This window comes from Paenibacillus sp. NPDC055715 (assembly GCF_053617595.1).
The window spans coordinates 1-21,957 of sequence record NZ_JBSHGA010000024.1; the positions used below are offsets into that span (position 1 = coordinate 1).

The following is a 21,957-nucleotide window of genomic DNA, read 5'->3' on the forward strand; positions in this document are numbered from 1 at the left end:
GACTTCCGAACGTCAGGGAACAAGCCCTCATGACGGCAGCCGTGCAGAACATGAAGAAGATGGCGATCCACCTGGATCGCCTGGAGAAACAGGGGAAACCCCCTGTTTCTCCAGATACCAGAGCCTTATGATGTAAAGAAAAAGAAACCTACGTCTCAAAAAGACGGGGTTTCTCGACAATCTGACAGCCTTTTCCTAGGAAAAGGCTGTTTTTTATTTTGTAATACTTAATAGCCTTTGGCGCGGCCTGCGATTGAAAACAATCCGGTTGCAGTGCGACGGGATACACGTGTTTGCATATCAAGCGCTGCCGTACGGAACGTACCGAGGCAGGAATGACAAAGTCTTCCCGCATAAATCGGGGAATGGCAGGATTCACAAGGATAATCAAGCTGACTATAGATGGAGGGGAACTTGCCTGCTCTTACCCAGTCTGTGAGCAGATCCATAGGTGTATCGGTTGCTTCACTAAGCTGCCGAGTGTGAGTAGTGGGATGTTTCCACAAATAGTTAGAACAGCGGTCATAAAATAAATTTTCTTCTTGAATACAAGTATTGCACAGGTTTCTAAAATTTAGGCGGAAAACGGAACCACACTTTGGGCAATTAGCAGTATGTATCTCCATAGGAACCAGTCCTTTATGTCGAGTTATAGTGAATATTTTAAATTTATTAGTTACATATTACTATGACTTTATACCTATATCAATCTTTATTTAAAGAAGCGACATTTTTTAAATGTATGTTAAAATCTGCATTGACATTACCTTGTTACTTATATATTGTAACTTATGTATTGTAACTTACATAAAGTTACTTATAGAGAAAAATAAATTGATAAATGATAAAGTTATTTTCGGATCACCTATGCTTGCTATTGAACAGACAGAATATTCTACTTTTCTGAAGCAGCTTGGAAAGAGTATTCGCCCGAAGGCTATTGTTATCTTCACCGCCCATTGGGAGACGCAGACATTGACAATTAGTTCGATAGACGACGTTTACGATACGATTTATGATTTTGGCGGTTTCCCGCCGGAGCTATATGCGGTGAAATATCCAGCGCATGGTTCGGTGGAGCTGGCGGTCAAGTTGAAAGAATTATATGAGCAAAAGGGTATTGATGTACAAACGGACCGGGCGCGAGGGCTGGATCATGGGTCCTGGACACTTCTGCATCGTATGTATCCTGAGGCGGATATCCCGGTAGTTCAGATTTCCGTGAATCCGTTTCTATCGCTGAAAGCACAATATGCTATCGGTGAAGTGCTACGTGGGCTGGGTGAACAGGATATTTTGGTCATTGGCAGTGGTGTAACTGTCCATAATCTGCGCATTGTCAAATGGGGAGAAACGAAAACAGAGCCTTGGGCTCTTGATTTTGATGACTGGATTATTGAAAAGGTACAGAGTGGAGATGTGGAGGTTTTGGATCGCTATGAAAGCGAAGCTCCGTATGCTCGTCAAGCTGTACCGAGAGCTGAACATTTTGTGCCGTTGTTTATTGCCATGGGGAGTGGAAATCCGGCGAATAAAGCCAAGGTTATCCACAGAAGCTATGAGATGGGGAATTTAAGTTATCTGTGCTTCCAGCTCTAAAGAATGGAGAAGGATGTTGACAAGTTGTTAGCCGCTTCGCGATCTATTGGATCTTACGATCACTGTTGTATCTGAATTTTTTGATTGTAGAACGCCTAACAGGGTTGAAATTCAGATACAAAGGCGAACGCTTCGCTTCTTCAGATTCAACTGGAACACTCCGCTACTGCCCGCCTTTAGGGGGGGGATAGCAAAAAGATTAAGGGAGTGTTTTATAGCCAAAATGGCTCAAAACACTCCCTTTTACATTAAAAACTATTTATTAGATCCGGCAAATCTCACGCGGACACAGTTCACAATGACATACACCTTGCAGCATTTCCAAATCCTTTACGACGATCATGCCATTATCATATTCGACTGCATTTTTTTTACGCAAATCACTCAGCATCCGGTTTACACTTTCGCGGGTGGCACCGATCATATTGGAGAGGTCGGTATGAGTAATTTTTTTATGAATAAGGATATGTTCGCCGTGAGGCTCTCCATAGGTGTTGCACAGACGGATTAGCGTGGAGCATAGAGCACCGGGCTTGCCGTACATCATCAGATCGCGAAACTTTGTCTGGGTAATACGGTGGTGTGACCCCATCCATTTCATAAAGTCAATGGCAAAATCACAATGCTGGCAGATGAGCAGTTCCACATCCGTATGATCGACAACACCGATATCACTGTCCTCCAGAACTTCAGCAGAAAAGGAATGCTTGGTACCAAAAAATGGATCAGCTTGACCAACGAGATCGCCGCTTTGGTACATATATAGTATAAGTTCCTTACCCTCATCCGTTGTTTTTGTTACTTTCACGCGTCCGCGCTTGATATAAAACAGCTTATCCGCTAGATCTCCTTCCCAGAACAGATGCGAGCTTTCTGGCATGATCCGATCCTTCATCATCACTTGCAGCCGGTTGAAGCTGGCCTCCGAGAAGCAACAGGTGTTGCCGCGGGCTTCTATTACGTTTGCAAGGTTTCTCATCGTCCATTTCCCCTTTATTTCCTTTGTTTTTATCTGCAACTTGATCAATTCAAATTCATTATATACCTGTGCTGTGCGTTTTTGGGGCAAGAAGAGGAGGTAAAAGTGGCAGAATTCCAAACTTTGTGATAAAAATCACTTCATAAAATTTTAAATATATTGTGAAAAAAATCACAATATATCTTGGGAATCTGTGTTACGATCAGTGCGTGAACAAGAGAGAGTACACGAGATAACAGGAGGATGAGGGAAATGGCTGTTAAAAACGAGGTTATCCAAAAAGAACAAAGCGCTGAGCAGTATATTCAAACGTTGATTGACCGGGGGAACCGGGCACAGCAGGCTTTCATGGGTATGAACCAAGAGCAGATTGACGAAATCGTACAAGCTATGGCGCTCGCAGGGATGGATAAGCACATGCACCTGGCGAAGCTGGCTGTTGAAGAAACAGGACGCGGTGTGTACGAGGACAAAATCACCAAAAACATGTTTGCAACGGAATATGTCTATCATAGCATCAAAAATGAAAAAACCGTCGGTGTCATTGAAGACAATGATTTTGACAGTTTTCAAAAAATAGCAGAACCCGTCGGCATCATTATGGGGATCACTCCAGTGACTAATCCGACTTCAACTACAATGTTCAAAGCGTTGATTGCTATTAAAACACGCAACCCGATCATTTTCGGTTTCCATCCATCCGCTCAATCGTGTAGTGCCGAAGCAGCTCGCGTCTTGCTTGAAGCAGCCGTCAAACATGGCGCTCCAGCCAATTGTATTCAATGGATTGAAGCTCCATCAATGGATAAGACAAATTCACTCATGAATCACCCGGATGTGGCGCTGATTCTGGCAACTGGTGGATCAGGCATGGTTAAGGCGGCATATAGCTGCGGTAAACCTGCTCTGGGTGTAGGCCCAGGTAACGTGCCTTGCTTTATTGAAAAAACAGCAGACATCAAGCAGGCCGTGAACGACCTTATCCTCTCCAAATCTTTTGATAACGGTATGATCTGTGCTTCCGAGCAAGCGGTTATTATCGAAGAGTCAATCTTCGAACAAGTGAAAAAATTGATGATCGCTAACGGTTGCTATTTTGTAAATAAAGAAGAAGCAGCAAAGCTCACTCAGGGAGCTATGAATGTAGAGAAATGTGCAGTGAACCCGGCCATCGTCGGACAGTCCGCTGTAAAAATCGCTGAACTGAGCGGCATCACAGTACCGGCAGGAACAAAAATTTTGGTCGCTGAGATTGAAGGGGTAGGAACGAAATACCCATTGTCCGCAGAAAAATTGAGTCCCGTACTGGCTTGCTACAAAGTGAAAAATGCGGAACAAGGTATTCAACGCGCTGCCGAGGTCGTAGAATTCGGGGGCATGGGTCACTCGTCCGCCATTCACTCGCATGATGAGGACGTTATCGCCCGGTTCGCAAACCGTTTGCAAACAGGCCGTATCATTGTAAATGCACCTTCCACGCATGGTGCGATCGGTGACATCTACAATACCAACCTTCCATCGCTGACACTCGGTTGTGGTTCGTACGGGCGTAACTCGACTTCGTCGAACGTATCGGCAGTCAACTTGATTAATGTGAAAAGGGTGGCGAAGCGGACGGTGAATATGCAATGGTTCAAAGTACCTTCCAAAATTTATTTTGAAAAAAATTCGACGCAGTATCTTGCTAAAATGCCTGATATCACACGTGTGGCGATTGTCACAGACCCTATGATGGTGAAACTCGGATATGTGGATCGTGTCATTCATTATTTGCACCAGCGCCAAACACCGGTAGCTATCGAGGTGTTCTCAGAAGTAGAGCCAGATCCATCGACAGTTACAGTAGAACGTGGTACTGAAATGATGAGACGTTTCCAACCAGATTGCATCATCGCATTGGGCGGCGGTTCGCCAATGGATGCGGCTAAAGGCATGTGGATGTTCTATGAATACCCAGATACTGATTTCAACAATCTGAAACAAAAATTCATGGATATCCGCAAACGGATTTACAAATACCCACGTCTTGGTCAAAAAGCGCAATTTGTAGCCATTCCTACAACCTCGGGTACAGGTTCGGAAGTTACGTCGTTCGCAGTTATTACAGATAAAAATCAGGGCAACACGAAGTATCCGCTGGCTGACTATGAGTTGACCCCTGATGTGGCAATTATTGACCCAGTGTTTGTATATTCGCTGCCTAAAACAGCTGTAGCAGATACAGGTATGGACGTTCTGACACATGCCATTGAGGCATACGTGTCCGTAATGGCTAGTGACTACACAGACGGTCTGGCGATTAAAGCCATTCAACTGGTATTCCAATACCTGGAGCAATCGGCTCTGACTGGCGACAAGCTGGCTCGTGAAAAAATGCATAATGCTTCCACACTGGCAGGGATGGCGTTTGCCAATGCGTTCCTGGGCATTAACCATAGTCTTGCGCATAAATGGGGCGGACAATATCATACAGCCCACGGCCGTACGAATGCCATTTTGTTACCACACGTCATTCGCTATAATGCGAAAAAACCGACAAAATTTGCTTCGTTCCCTAAATATTCGCACTTTGTTGCGGATGAGCGTTATGCAGAAATTGCACGCATACTGGGACTGCCTGCTCGTACGACTGAAGAAGGGGTTAACAGCTTAATTGAAGCAATCCGTAAGCTGAACAAAACACTCGGTATCGAGGAGTCGTTCCAGCAAATCGGCTTTGATGCGAAGGATTTTGAATCGCGTGTGGATTATCTGGCAGATCGCGCTTTTGAGGATCAATGTACAACTGCGAATCCGAAGCTGCCGCTGGTTACCGAATTGGCTGATGTATACCGCAATGCCTTCTACGGACGTTTTGACCAATAATATATAGGTACGAAGAGGCTTGTGACTAAGTATTTTCCCGTTCAATACCAACGCAGGCTCTCTATATAGAGGGCCTGTGCTGGTTTGGGAAGGAAGATGAACGGCAAGCATAAAGGTACGGGCGTGAAGTTGGGGAAAATAAAGTGATAAATATCACCTTTATTGTGATTTTTGTCACATACTACACGCTATCATTATTCTACAATGAGGGTGTAAGAAAGGTCCCGACACTGAGCGTAAGACATCGGTGAAAAGGCCGGGCTAAAGTATTATTTAATTGTGAAAAAAATCACAAGTCCGGAAGACAAAAAATTTGGAGGGATTTACATGTCGGTGATTGAGAGAAAATTACAAGAGCAACAATCTGGCTGGAGAGGTTTTAAAAAAGGTAAATGGACTAAAGAAGTTAACGTCAACGATTTTATTGAAACCAATATCTTACCTTATGTCGGCAACGAAGAATTTCTGGTTGGCCCTACCGCCAACACAATTGCACTGTGGGATATTGTATCCGATCTTACCAAAAAAGAGTTGGCAAACGGCGGCGTGCTTGATGTAGACGTGAATACGCCATCCACTATTATTTCACATAAGCCGGGTTATCTAGACCGGGATAAAGAACAAGTTGTCGGTGTACAAACAGACGCTCCATTCAAACGCTCCTTGCAGCCGTTTGGTGGAATCCGGATGATGATCGACGCTTGCAAGGCCTATGGCTTTGAAGTACCGCAAAGCATTGTTGACATCTTCACTAATATTCGCAAAACGCATAATCAGGGTGTATTCGACGCTTATACTGATGATATGAAAGCAGCTCGTAAAGCGGGTATTATCACTGGTTTGCCGGATGCATATGGTCGTGGCCGCATTATCGGTGACTACCGTCGCGTAGCACTGTATGGCGCAGACTACCTGATTAAAGACAAAAAGGCTCAATTAAAAAGCCTTGAATTGGATTCTATGGAAGAAGATGTAATTCGTCTGCGTGAAGAAATTTCCGAGCAGACTCGCGCTTTGAACGAGCTGAAACAAATGGCTGCTGAGCATGGTTTTGACATCTCAAAACCTGCTAACAACGCTAAAGAAGCTTTCCAATGGGTGTATTTTGGCTATTTAGCAGCGATCAAAGAACAAAATGGTGCAGCAATGTCCTTGGGACGCGTATCTTCCTTCCTTGATATCTATACTCAACGGGATCTGGAAGAAGGCGCAATGACAGAAGAGCAAGCACAAGAATTGGTCGATCATTTTGTTATGAAACTGCGTATTGTTAAATTCCTGCGCACACCTGATTATAACGAACTGTTCAGCGGAGACCCAACATGGGTAACTGAATCCATTGGCGGTATGTCTATTACTGGAGAAACTCGGGTTACTAAAAACAGCTTCCGCTTCTTGCACACCCTGTACAATCTGGGACCTGCACCGGAGCCAAACCTGACTGTACTATGGTCGGAAAAACTGCCTGAAGGTTTCAAAAAATATTGTGCTAAAGTATCCATTGAAACCAGCTCCATTCAGTACGAAAATGATGATCTGATGCGTCCGGTTTATGGCGATGATTATGGTATCGCTTGTTGTGTATCGGCAATGAAAATCGGTAAACAAATGCAATTCTTTGGTGCCCGTGCCAACTTAGCTAAAGCTTTGTTGTATGCCATCAACGGTGGTGTGGATGAAAAATCAGGTGCTCAAGTGGGTCCTGAATATCCTGCAATCACAGGTGAAGTGTTGGATTACGAGGAAGTGCTGAGCCGCTTCAAACCAATGATGGAATGGTTGGCAAAACTGTACATGAACACTTTGAACGTTATTCACTACATGCATGACAAGTACAGCTACGAACGGATTGAAATGGCGCTGCATGACCGTGATATTGTCCGTACGATGGCTTGTGGTATTGCCGGTCTGTCCGTTGCTGCAGATTCCCTGAGTGCCATTAAACATGCGAAGGTGAAACCAATCCGTAACGAAAAAGGCATCGCTATTGACTTTGAAATCGAAGGCGAATACCCTTGCTACGGTAATAACGATGATCGTGTAGATAACATCGCAGTAGAACTGGTAGAGTCCTTCATGGGCATGATCCGCAAGCACAAAGCTTACCGGAATGCGATTCCTACTCAATCTGTACTGACTATTACTTCCAACGTGGTGTACGGTAAGAAAACAGGTACAACACCGGATGGACGTAAAGCAGGCGAACCGTTTGCACCAGGTGCAAACCCAATGCACGGACGCGATAAAAAGGGTGCTTTGGCTTCCCTTAGCTCTGTAGCTAAATTGCCTTACGAGCACAGTCTGGATGGTATTTCGAATACCTTCTCCATCGTGCCTAAAGCACTGGGTAAAGAAGAAGAAACACGCAAAACGAATCTCGTTTCCATGATGGACGGCTATTTTGGAAGTCATGCGCATCATCTGAACGTCAATGTGTTTGCTCGTGAACAATTGCTGGATGCAATGGATCACCCAGAAAACTATCCACAGCTTACAATTCGTGTATCGGGCTATGCTGTTAACTTTATCAAGCTGACTCGTGAACAACAGCTGGATGTTATTAACCGTACTTTCCACGGTACAATGTAACAAAGCTTTACGTATCATATATTACAACGACGCGCGCATAGCGGATGCGGGAAGGATGATGCAACATGCTGAAAGGTCACATACACTCATTGGAAACCTTCGGGACCGTAGATGGTCCCGGCATCCGCTTTGTGCTTTTTATGCAAGGATGCTTGTTAAAATGTCAATATTGTCACAACCCGGACACCTGGGCTTTAAATGAAGGCAATCCAATGACACTGAAGGAGGTATTGGCTGAAATTGAGCCATATTTAGCCTACTACCGTTCTTCGGGAGGCGGATTGACCGTATCCGGTGGAGAACCGACACTGCAAGCTCATTTTGTAGCAGAGCTGTTCAAAGAAGTGAAGCAACGCTGGAATTTGCACACAACGCTGGACAGTAACGGTTTTAATGACGCAGGCCGTATCCATGAACTGCTGGACGTAACGGACTTGGTGTTACTGGATATTAAGCATATTGACAACGACAAGCATATTAAGCTTACAGGCAAGTCCAATGATCGTATGCTAAGTACGGCACGCTGGTTGTCTGAACAAGGGCGCAAGATGTGGATTAGACACGTCTTTGTACCGGGTATTCATGATGACGAGCAGGATCTGCTGAATTTGGGTCGGTTTATAGGAACGTTGAACGGAGTCGAAAAGTTCGAAATTTTACCCTACCACCAAATGGGTGTATACAAGTGGGAAATGCTCGGCAAGGCGTATCCGCTGGAAGGGGTTCCGTCCCCGACAGAAGAAGAGGTTCAACGGGCTTACCGTCTCATTGAAGAGGGCCGCTTGGAGACCGCAGGGACAAATGCCGTCGGCCATCCGTCATAATGTTGAATGGTCTTTAAATACTTTCTGGTTATGAAGCCGCCGCCCCATCAGGTCAGATGGGCGGCGGTTTTTTGTTATAGAATGTCTTGCAGCCACAGGAGGACGTCCCCTTTTTTTATATTCAGCAAAATTCCCAGCAACTTTTGGACAACAGTTGCGTCTAATAGTATGACTTTTTACGGGAATGATAATAATTTGGTAATAGAAGGAGACAGAGAATGAATTTCAAGAAATGGACCATGCTCGCCGCGCTTGCGGTAGCTCAGGTGGCTACAGTAGCCCCTGTAGGAGCAGAAGCAGTATCCACTGTTAAATCCACCGATTCGGTTAGCGGACAGCAGACTCAGGCCAATGTCACAGATTCCGGCGTTCAGAATAGCATCGGGGGACAAAATGGCACTGGAAAACAAAATGGCACGGTGACACCTGATAACAAAGGCGTATCCAATGATCCTTTGTCCGGCTTGCCGACGGATACAACCACCGTATCCAATGCTGTATACGGTGGAGATGGAACGATCACCAATCCTGGTGGTTCTTCAACATCCATGAGTGCAAATCAACTGATTTTGTATTTGAACAGTACAAAAATGGAAAAAAACGGACAGGTGTACACGGCGAATCAGCCGATGACAGTCAAAGACGGTGTTTCCTATGTAGCTATTCGTTCGCTTGTCAGCCGCGTCGGATTACAGTTTAGTTATGACACGACAACCAAGGAAACCGTTATCACCCAAGGTACAAACGTGCTGCGCTTCAAGACTGACAGCAAGGTTTACACGGTTAATGGTGAAGTTAGACAAATGAAGGGGCCGGCATTCCAGCAAAAGAACGTATTTATGGTGCCATTGACCTCTATTACACAGGCCTTGAATATTCCTTATACTGTAAATAACACAACAAAACAGGTTATTATGGATTTGAATCAAAAGCCTAAAGCTTCCTTCACGGTTCAGCAAAAAGATATCTATGCGGGCGAAACCCAAGTTACGTATTTGACGAAGGAATCTTCTCCTACAGGTCTTCCGATTGTGAATCAACGTTGGGAAGGCAAGCAGGACGTATTTCAGGAGCCAGGTACATATGTAGTTACCTATTCCGTTCTTGACTCCGCAGGGAACTGGAGTGATCCATACTCAGTTACGATTACGGTAAGGCCGCCGAATCAGCCGCCAGTGGCTCTGTTTACAACAGATAAAAAAGAATACAAAATGGGTGAAAAAATCACGATTACGGATCTGAGTACGGATGATGAAAATGTGATCACCAAACGTGATTGGGTGAATAAGAAACTGGCGTTTTTCGAGCCGGGTGATGTGACCATTACACTGACCGTGACTGATAAGCATGGTGCAACAGGGACTGTAAGCGAAACGATTAAAATTACGAATGAAGTGCTGTACAAGGAAGATGATTTTAACAAAATCTTCACGCCTTATGGTGATAAATACAGTGTAGATGGCAGTCAGGTACCTACCATGGCTACCATTCCGGTAACCAGCACATCTTCACCACGCCTTCTGATTCGTGCTAACAGCCCGGAACGTGTATTCCAGGATGGTATTGTGTATCAGGAAATGGGATCAGGCAGCACACGTATACTCGTCCATCATGTGAATGAAACGGGTAGAGACGTGAAAATGTATGTAATCGCGACAAACAATAATATTACGGCTGCTAATCTGAACATCGAAAATTCCGGTTTTGCCGGGCCATCTGAGTTTGCAACGGTTGCGGGTAAGACTTCGATTCAACGGTACTTTCAATCGATGCAGGATGGAAGCAAACGCTCCAGCACAGTTCTGAACCCAGGCGAAAGCCGCGTTATTTTACAGGATTTGAGCGCGAATAAAATTAAGCAAAAACAGGTTATTTCTCTTTTGTCTGATCTGTATACAGATCAACCGATCCAATACACAGTTATTGTCGTAGATGCAAATGTAGACCCGTTGACTGTGCTGCCCACCTTGGCAAAACTGCCGAAGGATGGTATCCATAACCGCGGAACATACGCTAATTCGGATATCGCGCTCAATTATACCGATGAGGTTGGTAAAACCGCTCAGCGTATCGTTCTTGGAGATAACAAGGTAGACCCGAACCTGATCGGTACGGATGGTCTGGACGGTTCTTCTGCCTCCAATGCGGGTAACTTTGGTGTTGTATACAAAATCAAGCTGGACCATGTAGCGCCGTATTCCCTGATTACATTTAATCCGCGTGGTGGTGAATACTCTGGCTATGCTATGGTGAATAATCAGGTCGTGGGTATCCCGACGAACGGCTCCGTGTGGGCTCCGAATGAGATGAGTGTACTGTATCGTACAGGTCATATCGAGGAAAGTGTAGAGATGTATTTCACTGCTGCGGCGGGTAGTAACTTGCCAGTTTCCGTGGTAGTTATGCCATTACCAGCTATTAAAAATTAATATGAATGTCCGGTTTTGTTTATCGGCTTAGACCGAAGGGTCTCATCATTCACCGTTTAAAGTCAGATCACTTATAGAATAAAAGGCGTTCTCCTGCTGCGGATTCGGTTCAAGCACAGGAGAACGTCTTTTTCTTTATCAAGGGCGCGAATATCTCTTATAACTTTGACTTTAATCGTGGTATAATAAGTAGATGCAAGCCTAAGCCTGCATCAGATAACCTGAAACTACAGACAGGGGAGGGTGAAACGCATGCTGACAAAGGATGAGATTATCTCAACAATGTCCGCTCAGGGGCTGCGTATTACGGATCAGCGCAAGACGCTGGCCACGTTATTTTCCGAGAATGAAGGGTATCTGTCCCCCAAAGACGTTTATGAATATATGGGTAAAAAATACAGCGGACTCAGCTTTGACACCGTTTATCGTAATTTGCGTGTAATGCAGGAATTGGGTGTGCTGGAGCAGGTATCTTTTGAGGATGGAATGAAGTTCAAGGTGAGCTGCAATGAGCATCATCACCACCACCATATGATTTGCTTGAGCTGTCAGAAAACATTACCAATCTCTTTTTGTCCGATGCAGATGACAGATACGACGGATCAGTTCCAAATCGTCGAGCATAAGTTTGAAATTTTCGGCTATTGCAAGGAATGCCAGGAAAAGAACGGGCACGCAGAAGCCAATTCTAAAGGGGGATACAAACAGGCGAGCGGTCACACTCACAGCCACGGAGGCTACTGAAATGAAGATTACCAGACGAAGAGTGGTTCAAGCTCCCATTAAGTTATACCGATCCTATATTTCACCATTAAAGCCACCGACCTGCCGTTTCTATCCGACGTGCTCACAGTACGCGCTGGAGGCGGTGGAGGTGCATGGAGCGCTCAAGGGCTCTTGGCTGGCCGCCAAACGTATAGCGAAGTGTCATCCCTTTCATCCAGGCGGTGTAGATCTGGTGCCTCCTGCTAAAAAGAGGACGAATAGATCTGACGAAGATCGTTTTGCTGATCGTGCCGGGAAGGGCTTGACTTGACATAGCTATGCGCGTTTGGTTATATTTTGGATAATAATGTTTTCCTGCGAAGGGATGAGTAGGGTCAACCGTCCAGTACAGAGAGCCGGGGTTAGCTGCAAACCGGTCTGGAACGAAGCCTGAATATGGTCCTGGAGGAACTTTTTTCGAGCGCGTTTGCCACCAGTTCAATGGTTATAGGGCGAACGACCGTAAGGGAAAGGCGTGATCCAGCGTTAATGGGCGGTCAGAAGTGACTGGTGAAGCCTGTAGTCTGCGAGGATACGGGAAATTTGGGTGGTAACGCGTGAGGTGACTCTCGTCCCATAGGGGCGTGGGTCTTTTTTGTGCCCAATTGGTGTGAAAATCATGAATTGTAGTACCGAATTCAAGGGAGCATGTCTTATTTCGCTGCCGTGAACAAAACAGGAGGCAATACACATGTCCAATGAGAAAACATTTTACATTACGACACCGATTTATTATCCAAGCGACAAGCTACATATCGGTCATGCGTATACCACGGTAGCCGGAGATACGATGGCCCGCTACAAGCGCCTGCTCGGCTACGAGGTGCGCTATTTGACAGGAACGGATGAGCATGGTCAGAAGATTGAGCAGAAGGCGAGTGCGGCTGGCAAAACACCGCAACGTTTCGTAGATGATATTGTGGCAGGGATTCAGGACTTATGGCGAAAGCTCGACATTTGCAATGACGATTTTATTCGCACGACGGAAGAGCGTCACAAGAGCGTTGTACAGGAAATTTTTGATCGTTTGCTCAAGCAAGGAGACATTTACAAGGGCGAATACGAAGGCTGGTACAGCATTCCTGACGAGACTTACTACACGGAAACTCAACTGGTTGATGTGGTGAAGGACGCAGAAGGCAATGTAGCTGGAGGTAAAAGCCCGGACAGTGGGCACCCTGTAGAACTGGTTAAGGAAGAGTGTTACTTTTTCCGTATGAGCAAGTATGCTGACCGATTGCTGCAATTTTATGAGGAGAATCCGCAGTTTATTCAGCCGGAATCCCGTAAAAAAGAGATGATTAACAACTTCATCAAGCCGGGCCTGGAGGATTTGGCTGTATCCCGTACAACCTTTGAATGGGGCGTTAAGGTGAAGGGTGATCCGAAGCATGTCGTATACGTGTGGATTGATGCGCTCTCCAACTATATTACAGCCCTGGGCTATGGTTCCTCCAATACGGAGCTGTATGATAAATTTTGGCCTGCAAATGTGCATATCGTAGGGAAGGAAATTGTACGATTCCATACGATTTACTGGCCAATCATGCTGATGGCGCTGGATCTCCCGTTGCCTAAAAAAGTATTTGCACACGGCTGGCTACTTATGAAAGACGGCAAAATGTCCAAGTCCAAAGGTAATGTTGTAGACCCTGTAACGCTGATTGACCGCTATGGTCTGGATCAACTTCGGTACTACTTGCTGCGTGAGGTGCCTTTCGGCGCGGATGGAACCTTTACACCGGAAAGCTTCGTGGATCGGGTCAATTCTGATTTGGCGAATGATCTGGGCAATTTGTTAAACCGTAGCGTAGCGATGGTAGATAAATATTTTGAAGGCAAGGTTCCGGCTTATGAAGGGAATGTAACAGCATTCGACGGGGCTCTGGAAGAAATGGCAACAGCGACTTACATTAAAGTAGAAGAAGCGATGGAAAACATGGAGTTTTCCGTGGCGCTGACGGCGATCAGTCAATTTATTAGCCGAAGCAACAAGTATATTGACGAAACACAACCATGGAACCTGGCCAAGGATGAGGACAAACGCCGTGAGCTGGCATCCGTTATGGTGCATTTGGTAGAAAGCTTGCGCATCGCGTCTATTTTGCTCCAGCCGTTCTTGACCCGCGCTCCGCATAAAATTTGGGAACAGCTGGGCATTAACGAAGGTGAACTGACGACATGGGAAAGCGGCAAGCAGTTTGGTCGTATTCCAGAAGGAACACAACTGGTCAAAGGCAATCCTATCTTCCCGCGTCTGGATTCAGAGCAGGAGGTTGCTTTCATTGTGCAAGCGATGACGGGTGGCAAGAAGCCGGAGGAAGCTACCGCGCAGCTTCAACCGCAGAATGCGGCTGAGGCGGGCCAGGAAGCGCCAGAGGCGAAGGAAGAGATTGGTATTGAGGACTTTGCCAAGGTAGAACTGCGCGTCGCTCAGGTTATCGCCTGTGAGCCTGTGAAGAAGGCCGACAAGCTATTGAAGCTCCAACTTGATCTTGGTTATGAGCAGCGTCAGGTTGTATCGGGCATTGCCAAGTTTTACACGCCGGAGGATATGGTTGGGCGCAAGGTGATTTGTGTGACCAATCTTAAGCCAGTGAAGCTGCGTGGGGAGCTGTCACAAGGGATGATTTTGGCAGCATCGCACGGAGATCAGCTTACGCTGGCTACAGTACCGGAAAGCATGCCTAACGGCGCGATTGTAAAATAAATAAAACATGTAATGAGCGTATGTCTTTCGGTTTTTATGCCGGGGCATACGCTTTTTGGATTGCAACATATTTTGCTGTTTCCTCACGTATGTTTTAGTAATAGGGCTTGTTTGCTCGCGTTTACTTAAGACAGGCGGGAGGAAATGATGATGACGGATGTTAACGCCGGGTTGGCGATCATAGCAGGAATGGTTTCTTTTTTTTCACCTTGCTGTTTGCCGCTGTATCCCTCTTATTTATCTTATATAACGGGGATGTCGGCACGTGAGCTGGCCAAAGGACGGCATAAGGCTGAGGTTCGTTACCGTACGATGGGACATACCCTTGCTTTTGTACTGGGCTTTTCCGTAGTGTTTTATTCCTTGGGTGCAAGTGTAGGGCTGCTGGGGGAATGGTTTGGCAATTATGAAGATACGTTAAGAGTGGTTGCGGGGGTACTGATCTTGGTGATGGGGCTGGTATCTCTTGGCGTGGTACGTCCTTTGATTTTGATGCGGGAGTATAAGCTTCGCTGGACATGGAAGCCTGCCGGTTACGCCGGTTCCTTTGTGATTGGAATCGGATTTGCGGCAGGCTGGTCTCCCTGTATCGGTCCCATGCTGACAGCTATTATCGCTTTAGCGGCAGTTGAGCATCATACCTGGTTTAAGCTGGTCACAGGCTACGCGCTTGGTTTTGCGATTCCATTTTTTGCATTGGCTTTACTGGTTGGCTCTGTTCGTCTATCCTCGCGTTACACATCAATAATCGTCAAAACAGGCGGTATACTGCTAATCATCACCGGAATTTTGCTAGTAACTGATCATATGACGGATGTAACGTTGTTTTTACAACGGATTACACCGGATTGGATGCTGGTTATGTGAAATATTCGATACGACTTAATGGAAAATGTTCAAAAATGCGCTCGGTGATAAATTCTCGCAGGGCGTTTTGTTGTTCATCAGGGTAAACGTATTTGTTTTGTCCCCAGCGGCCCCATTTTTTCTTGCGTTTCTCTATGTCCATTTCCAGCTTGGTTTTTGGATAACGCTTCTCGATCACATTCTTGGACGTTTTGGTAAAACGGTGCTGGATCAATTCGAACGTCAGATCTTTTGTGGCATCCTGAGGTAAGGTTTCACCCAATTTGTGCAGCAGCTCGCCATATCCTTTTTCCCAGCCGTCATACCAGATGATTGGCGCGATAATAAAGCCTAGCGGATAACCGGCTCGGGCGATTTTGCCCGCTGCTTCAATGCGTTCCTCGAAGCGCGAAGTCGCAGGCTCGAACTGTTTAATAACATAATCGGAATTAATGCTAAACCGGATGCGGGTATGTCCATTATGCTTAATATCCAGCAGTGGATCAACATGATGATATTTGGTAACAAAACGCAGGCGACCCCATTCTTCGTCTGCCATAAAATGAATCAATTCTCCGAGTGATCCGGTGATATGCTCCAAACCAACCGGATCAGAGGTGCAGGCTGCTTCAAAACGAGTAATTTCGGGCGCACGTTCCTCGATGTAGCCTTTAGCTGCCGATAAGATATCATCGGTATTGACATAGACGCGTATATACGGCTTTGCTCCTAATGTCGTTTGCAAATAACAATAGTGGCAGTGTCCCATACATCCGGTCGAAATAGGAATGGCGTATTCAGCAGAGGGCTTGGATTGGTCGAAGGTTAGCGTTTTGCGAATACCGACGACCAACGTCTTTTTCGCCATTCGATATTTTTCAACTTCGGTTTCGCCCGGTAAATTGGTAATCCGGTTATGAGATGTGGTCATACGATACGGAATGCCTTTTGCTTTGACCCAATCCATAATACGCTGACCCTTAGGATAATTCAGTGCGTCCGGCTCGAAAAACACCAAATCAGGCACGAACGGTTTGGTTCCTTTGGTTTTGACAGGAGTACGTTCAAGCGTGGACATGGGTAACGCTCCTTTCAGGAGTAAATATCCAGTAGTAGCTGGGATGTCCAACTCTAACTCATGCCATAGGGTGAACAATACAGGGACGCTATTAGTGTGCCCTGCTTAAATTGAACAAATCGTGGTAATAGCTGTGAGCGGGGGGATGAGACTTGCCAATAGGTAATGATAACATGTATCATTACGTATGCAGGTTCAACGCAGGAAATGAAGGCGGTAAGCGCCCGTTCAATAACAGAAAAGAGGGAAACAAGTGCCAACGCCAAGCATGGAAGATTATTTGGAGCGCATTTATCTGCTGATTGATGAGAAGGGATACGCCCGTGTCTCGGATATCGCAGAGGGTCTGGAGGTCCATCCTTCGTCCGTTACCAAGATGATCCAGAAGCTGGATAAGGACGATTATCTCGTATATGAGAAGTATCGGGGATTAATTTTGACACCCAAAGGGAAAAAGGTCGGCAAACGGTTGGTTGACCGCCACCAGTTACTAGAGCAGTTTCTGGATATGATTGGGGTCGACAAGGACCTGATCTATAAAGATGTGGAAGGTATTGAGCACCATTTAAGCTGGGATTCCATCACCCGCATTGAGACATTGGTCGAATATTTCCGCCGGGATGAAGATCGTTTGCGCCAGCTTCACGATATGCACAAGGAATTGAGTAGTGATTCCTGACAGGCATCGTCCGTAAGGACAGATGCTTTTTTATTTGTACCTACCGCAACAAATACCCGGTTATTAGCGTCTACCCATTATATAGCAGGACAAGATAGGGGTTAAAAATCAACGGGGTTAGCGGAGGAATGTAATCATATGAATTGGAAGAAAACATGGGCACTGGCTGCGGGTTTACTGTTGGCAGTGCAGACGGCAGTTGTGCCTGGAGCGCAGGCGGCTCCAAACGGAGAGATTGAAATTATATTGGACGGGCAACCGCTGAAAAGTGATGCGTCACCGTATATTGTACAAGGGGCTAACGTAACAATGGTGCCTTTGCGAGTGATTAGTGAGGGACTAGGCGCTCAAGTCAACTGGTCAACATCGTCTGGTACGGTAACCATCACAGCGCAGGATAAAAACATCTCTATGGAGAACGGCGGACAGAGTGCTACGGTGAATGGCAAGTCAGTTCGATTGGACACATCTGCGCGTATGACGAGCGGAAGAGTCATGGTGCCGCTGCGTTTTGTTGGGGAAGAGTTGGGATTAAAAGTGGATTGGCAGGCTTCAGAGCGAGTGATTACGTTAAGTAGTGGTAAAGAAGGTGCCTCCACAGGCGGAACAACATCTTCCAGTGGCGGCTCCAGTTCCAATACGTCCACACCTGACAATCAGGGAAGTGTAGGTGCCAATAAGGGAATCGATGATGATGAACAGGTAAGTGTCACTTCTCCGTCTACTTCAACCAATGAGGGCAGCTCCAATTCTTCGCAGGGAAATGTCGTGCAAGTGAAAGCTTCGACTTCCATGCGCGGAGCTTGGATTTCTACGATTAACGGGGATTGGCCTTCTTCCGCCGCCCGAAGCAGCACTGAGAAGCAAAAGCAGGAATTTATCAAAATGCTTGATGATTTGCAGGGGATGGGTATTAATGCGGTTTTTGTTCAGGTCCGGGCCAGTGGTGATGCGCTGTATCCGTCCAATCTCGTGCCATGGAGCAAGTACTTGACGAATACCCAGGGTAAAAATCCGGGCTATGATCCGTTGAAATTTATGATTAGCGAATCGCACAAGCGAGGGATGGAGTTTCATGCCTGGTTTAACCCTTTCCGCGCCAATTCTACAGGAACGACCAGCGGTTTAGCTGCAAACCATGTGGCTAACCAGCATCCGGATTGGATCGTTAAGAGTGGCAGCCAGCTTTACATCAATCCGGGTATTCCCGCCGCTCGCCAGCATGTTATTGATGCGATTATGGAAGTTGTGGATGGATACGATATTGACGGTGTTCATTTAGACGACTATTTTTATCCATACAGCGGTACTTTTGATGATGATGCGACCTTTAAAGCGTATAACGCTAACAAAATCTCTGACAAAGGCGACTGGCGGCGAGATAATGTGAACAGCTTTGTCCGTGATCTGGGCAAAAGCATTCATGCAAGCAAGTCCAAAGTGCAATTCGGGATTAGTCCTTTTGGAGTGTGGCGTAACAAGTCTCAGGACTTAACCGGATCAGACACCAGGGCGGGTGTTACAGCGTATGATACGACGTTTGCAGATGTACGTACATGGATTAACAAAGACTGGATTGATTATGTAGCTCCACAGATTTATTGGAGTATCGGTTTCCCGGCTGCTGGCTATGACAAGCTTGTGGCTTGGTGGTCCAATGAGGTCAAAAATTCAGATGTTAAGCTGTACATCGGACATTCTCCTTATAAAATCGGCACTCCTGAAAAAGGCTGGCAATCTGCCGAAGAGCTGATTAAGCAACTCAAGCTGAACGAAAATTATAACCAGATTAAAGGAGACATTTATTTTAGTGCCCAGCATTTACGGAAAAATCCGTACGGACTCATTCAGCTTCTTCAAAATTATTATCGATAATTATGTAAAATGGATCATATAGGTTCTAAATAGGCCTCTGTTCTCATACATAAGCAGTAGAACTGCTTACTCCCAAGAGAACGGAGGTTTTTTGATCTATGCTGATCAATGCTGTGTTCCAGGGTGGAGGGGTTAAGGGTATATCGCTGGCGGGTGCAGTCAAGGCTGCGGAGGAGCATAAAATTGTATTCAACCGCGTAGCGGGTACATCATCAGGTGCTATTGTAGCTGCTTTGTTAGCGGCAGGATATTCGGCAGATGAAATGAAGGCCGTGATCGAGAAAACCCCCTTGGTCAGCTTGTTACGGCGTTCTCCGGTGTTTAACATCAAATGGGTTGGACCGGCAGCTCGTATTTTTCTTAAAAAAGGACTTTACTCCGGAGAAGCATTGGAGCATTGGGTGCGGGAGCTATTGCTTGCCAAGGGAGTGCGTACGTTCGAGGATCTGCCTCCCGGCAAGTTGCGCATTATTGCTTCAGACATAACGAACGGACGTATACTGGTGCTTCCTGAGGATATCAAACGTTTCGGTATGAATACCTCTTCACTGGAGGTGGCTAAGGCCATTCGGATGAGCACAAGCATCCCATATTTTTTCGACCCCGTTATGCTAAGACTTGATCCTTTGCACACGAAAGGGAAAAAATTTTCACAGCAATTTGTGTTTGTCGTCGATGGGGCATTGTTAAGTAATCTGCCTTTATGGCTTTTTGATGAGCCTGTAAATGAGCGAAAGGCCAAAATAATTCCAACCGTAGGCTTTCAGATGGTGGGCAAAACGGGAACCGAAACGAAGGTTTCATATATACGGGGGCCGTTGACGATGCTGCAAGCTATTTTTGATACGATGCTATCAGCGCATGATGAGCGTTATATTGAGCAGGAGAACCGATACCGGACGATTAAAATCCCGACGCTGGGCATTCGTACAGCACAGTTCAACATTTCTCCTAAGCAAAGCAATTTGCTTTATGATTCTGGTGTGCAGGCAGGAGACGCATTTTTCCACAAATGGAGCATCACTTCTTACCAACAGCAGTATAACAAGTATAAATTAATGAAGGATACGATGTATGCCATGAAATAATCACTTGCTAGTTGGAGTTGGAATAAAAAAGTTTAAAAAAGGAGCCATTCCCCAGTTATTCTTCATTAACATGGGGGATAGCTCCTTTGTGTGCCAAGCTAAAGTGTGATCGACTAATGATACTTAGGTTGCTCTTCTTCATTTTTTCCCTTAGAACCTTCAATAACATGAAAAGGATACGCTTTACGCTTGCCTGCAGTCTGCTGCTTGTGTGTGTTGGCAGTTTTGGCCATAGTGTGTGCAGAGGGTTTAATCTTGGGAGTACGGGTGCGTCGTCCTGGCAGATATTTGTACAGCAGAAAAAAAACAAGGACAGGAATGAATAAACTCATAAGAAAGCCCCAGCTTCCTCTCCAAATCATATCCACGATCCCATATGCGCCCAAGGCAAGGGTAAGCCAGAAAATAACCACATGTCTGTTCATCTTTCACTCATCCTTTCACAGGATCAAGAACCGAGCTGTTGAAGGTCTCCTTTACAGGTGCATTTTCCAACTCGGCATCCAATTCCAGCATACGCTTGAACGAAGCAATGGATACCTCTACTTGATCATCGGTCGGTTCTTTGGTGGTAAGTAATTGTAGCCACAGGCCAGGGTATCCCAGATAGCGGAGTACCGGAATCTCCCGTAGGGCATTGGTCAGCTTGAGAAATTCAAAAGAAAGCCCCAGCACGATTGGAAGCAGCAAAAGCCGCTGTCCCATACGCTCCCACAGAGTATCATACGTAAACAGGGAATATACGAGTATCCCGATGATCACCGTGAGCATGATAAAGCTACTACCGCAACGGTAATGCAGACGACTGTATTTTTGCACATTAGCAGGAGTTAGCTCTTCACCCGCTTCATATGCGGTAATCACCTTATGTTCCGCTCCATGGTACTGGAAAAGTCGTTTAATCAACGGAGTTTGGGAAATGCCCCATAAATAACCCAATAGCAGAATCAGCTTAATAGCTCCTTCGGCAAAGTTATGCAAGATCTGCTCGTGAAATACATTTCCAAACAGGAAGTCCTCTACGACAACCGGAACGAGGGTTAACACAATTTTGCCGAATAAAAAGGATAAAATCCCGACCGCCGCCACGCCGATCATCATACTCAGGCTCCAGCGAGATTCTTCTTTTTTCTTTTGTTCAGCGCGTTCTTCCGGGTCCACTTCATCATCGGCATACGCATCGGCTGAATAGTTCAAATGCTTTGTACCCTTGGCGCTGGAGTCGATGATGCTTACAATCCCCCGTAACAACGGGATTCTGCGAAATTTGGACACCCAGGATTGCTCCTTGCGCGGTACTTCCAAATATGTGATTTCGCCAGTCTTGCGGCGAACTGCCGTGACATTGACACGCTTACCGCCGAACATGACACCTTCAATGACTGCCTGACCGCCGTAGCTTACAGGCTTGGATGCTTGTGACAACCGTCTCACCTCTCTTTACACATGCTTTTTTGTATATTGTATCGAATCTGGAAGGGAATATCTAGTTGGGGGAGGGGAAGTTGGACTTCAAATGCTAAAAAGGCGCGTTATTAGGGCGTGTATTCAAACTACAAAACAAAGTTAAATCGTGGTAAATTAAGAAGTATGAAGAGACGATACGAAATCCAAGATGATCAGTGGAAAAA

General features: G+C 45.9%; 17 protein-coding genes. 12 read left to right on the plus strand and 5 right to left on the minus strand.

Going from position 1 to position 21,957, the window contains the following annotated elements:
• Window positions 1–227: 227 nt before the first annotated feature.
• Entirely contained in the window at window positions 228–506 is a 279-nt protein-coding gene (locus tag ACWGOO_RS21980) for a hypothetical protein (protein ID WP_452486843.1), read from the minus strand.
• A gap of 361 nt (window positions 507–867) precedes the next feature.
• Here ACWGOO_RS21980 and ACWGOO_RS21985 point away from each other — a divergent pair, with 361 nt between their 5' ends.
• On the plus strand, window positions 868–1,599 hold the full coding sequence (locus ACWGOO_RS21985; RefSeq protein ID WP_452486872.1) for a DODA-type extradiol aromatic ring-opening family dioxygenase: 732 nt from the start codon (window positions 868–870) through the stop codon (window positions 1,597–1,599).
• A gap of 262 nt (window positions 1,600–1,861) precedes the next feature.
• Here the strand turns inward: ACWGOO_RS21985 and ACWGOO_RS21990 are convergent, their stop codons facing one another.
• Window positions 1,862–2,578, minus strand: a complete 717-nt coding sequence (locus tag ACWGOO_RS21990; RefSeq protein ID WP_452486845.1) for a Crp/Fnr family transcriptional regulator — start codon at window positions 2,576–2,578, stop codon at window positions 1,862–1,864.
• A gap of 252 nt (window positions 2,579–2,830) precedes the next feature.
• Between ACWGOO_RS21990 and adhE the strand changes: the two genes are divergently transcribed.
• From adhE to ACWGOO_RS22030, 8 genes are all read left to right on the plus strand, one after another.
• Window positions 2,831–5,443: a bifunctional acetaldehyde-CoA/alcohol dehydrogenase gene (gene adhE, locus ACWGOO_RS21995; protein ID WP_452486847.1), complete on the plus strand. Its 2,613-nt coding sequence runs from the start codon at window positions 2,831–2,833 to the stop codon at window positions 5,441–5,443.
• Window positions 5,444–5,770: 327 nt separating this feature from the next.
• Window positions 5,771–8,032, plus strand: coding sequence for a formate C-acetyltransferase (gene pflB / locus ACWGOO_RS22000; RefSeq protein WP_452486849.1), 2,262 nt, complete (start codon window positions 5,771–5,773; stop codon window positions 8,030–8,032).
• Between the two features lie 65 nt (window positions 8,033–8,097).
• On the plus strand, window positions 8,098–8,856 hold the full coding sequence (gene pflA, locus ACWGOO_RS22005) for a pyruvate formate-lyase-activating protein (protein WP_452486851.1): 759 nt from the start codon (window positions 8,098–8,100) through the stop codon (window positions 8,854–8,856).
• 218 nt (window positions 8,857–9,074) lie between these two features.
• Complete coding sequence (locus ACWGOO_RS22010; RefSeq protein WP_452486853.1) at window positions 9,075–11,285, plus strand: copper amine oxidase N-terminal domain-containing protein; 2,211 nt, start codon at window positions 9,075–9,077, stop codon at window positions 11,283–11,285.
• A gap of 252 nt (window positions 11,286–11,537) precedes the next feature.
• On the plus strand, window positions 11,538–12,029 hold the full coding sequence (locus ACWGOO_RS22015; protein WP_452486854.1) for a Fur family transcriptional regulator: 492 nt from the start codon (window positions 11,538–11,540) through the stop codon (window positions 12,027–12,029).
• A 1-nt stretch (window position 12,030) separates the two neighbouring features.
• Window positions 12,031–12,321 (plus strand): membrane protein insertion efficiency factor YidD, encoded by a 291-nt coding sequence (yidD, locus tag ACWGOO_RS22020; protein ID WP_452486856.1) that lies wholly within the window; start codon window positions 12,031–12,033, stop codon window positions 12,319–12,321.
• A gap of 420 nt (window positions 12,322–12,741) precedes the next feature.
• Window positions 12,742–14,760, plus strand: a complete 2,019-nt coding sequence (metG, locus tag ACWGOO_RS22025) for a methionine--tRNA ligase (RefSeq protein WP_452486858.1) — start codon at window positions 12,742–12,744, stop codon at window positions 14,758–14,760.
• Between the two features lie 150 nt (window positions 14,761–14,910).
• Window positions 14,911–15,627, plus strand: coding sequence for a cytochrome c biogenesis CcdA family protein (locus tag ACWGOO_RS22030; RefSeq protein WP_452486861.1), 717 nt, complete (start codon window positions 14,911–14,913; stop codon window positions 15,625–15,627).
• Here ACWGOO_RS22030 and splB read toward each other — a convergent pair.
• On the minus strand, window positions 15,620–16,684 hold the full coding sequence (splB, locus tag ACWGOO_RS22035; RefSeq protein WP_452486863.1) for a spore photoproduct lyase: 1,065 nt from the start codon (window positions 16,682–16,684) through the stop codon (window positions 15,620–15,622). The genes ACWGOO_RS22030 and splB overlap by 8 nt on opposite strands.
• Window positions 16,685–16,937: 253 nt before the next feature.
• Here splB and mntR point away from each other — a divergent pair, with 253 nt between their 5' ends.
• From mntR to ACWGOO_RS22050, 3 genes are all read left to right on the plus strand, one after another.
• Complete coding sequence (mntR, locus tag ACWGOO_RS22040) at window positions 16,938–17,363, plus strand: transcriptional regulator MntR (RefSeq protein WP_452486865.1); 426 nt, start codon at window positions 16,938–16,940, stop codon at window positions 17,361–17,363.
• 138 nt (window positions 17,364–17,501) lie between these two features.
• Window positions 17,502–19,238: a family 10 glycosylhydrolase gene (locus tag ACWGOO_RS22045; RefSeq protein ID WP_452486867.1), complete on the plus strand. Its 1,737-nt coding sequence runs from the start codon at window positions 17,502–17,504 to the stop codon at window positions 19,236–19,238.
• Window positions 19,239–19,336: 98 nt separating this feature from the next.
• Window positions 19,337–20,326: a patatin-like phospholipase family protein gene (locus ACWGOO_RS22050; RefSeq protein ID WP_452486868.1), complete on the plus strand. Its 990-nt coding sequence runs from the start codon at window positions 19,337–19,339 to the stop codon at window positions 20,324–20,326.
• Between the two features lie 113 nt (window positions 20,327–20,439).
• On the opposite strand, the gene ACWGOO_RS22055 is transcribed toward ACWGOO_RS22050, so the two are convergent.
• Window positions 20,440–20,751 carry a hypothetical protein gene (locus ACWGOO_RS22055; RefSeq protein WP_452486870.1) on the minus strand — a complete coding sequence of 104 codons (312 nt, stop codon included), beginning with the start codon at window positions 20,749–20,751 and terminating at the stop codon, window positions 20,440–20,442.
• A 7-nt stretch (window positions 20,752–20,758) separates the two neighbouring features.
• Complete coding sequence (locus ACWGOO_RS22060; protein WP_452486874.1) at window positions 20,759–21,751, minus strand: DUF1385 domain-containing protein; 993 nt, start codon at window positions 21,749–21,751, stop codon at window positions 20,759–20,761.
• Between the last annotated feature and the right edge of the window lie 206 nt (window positions 21,752–21,957).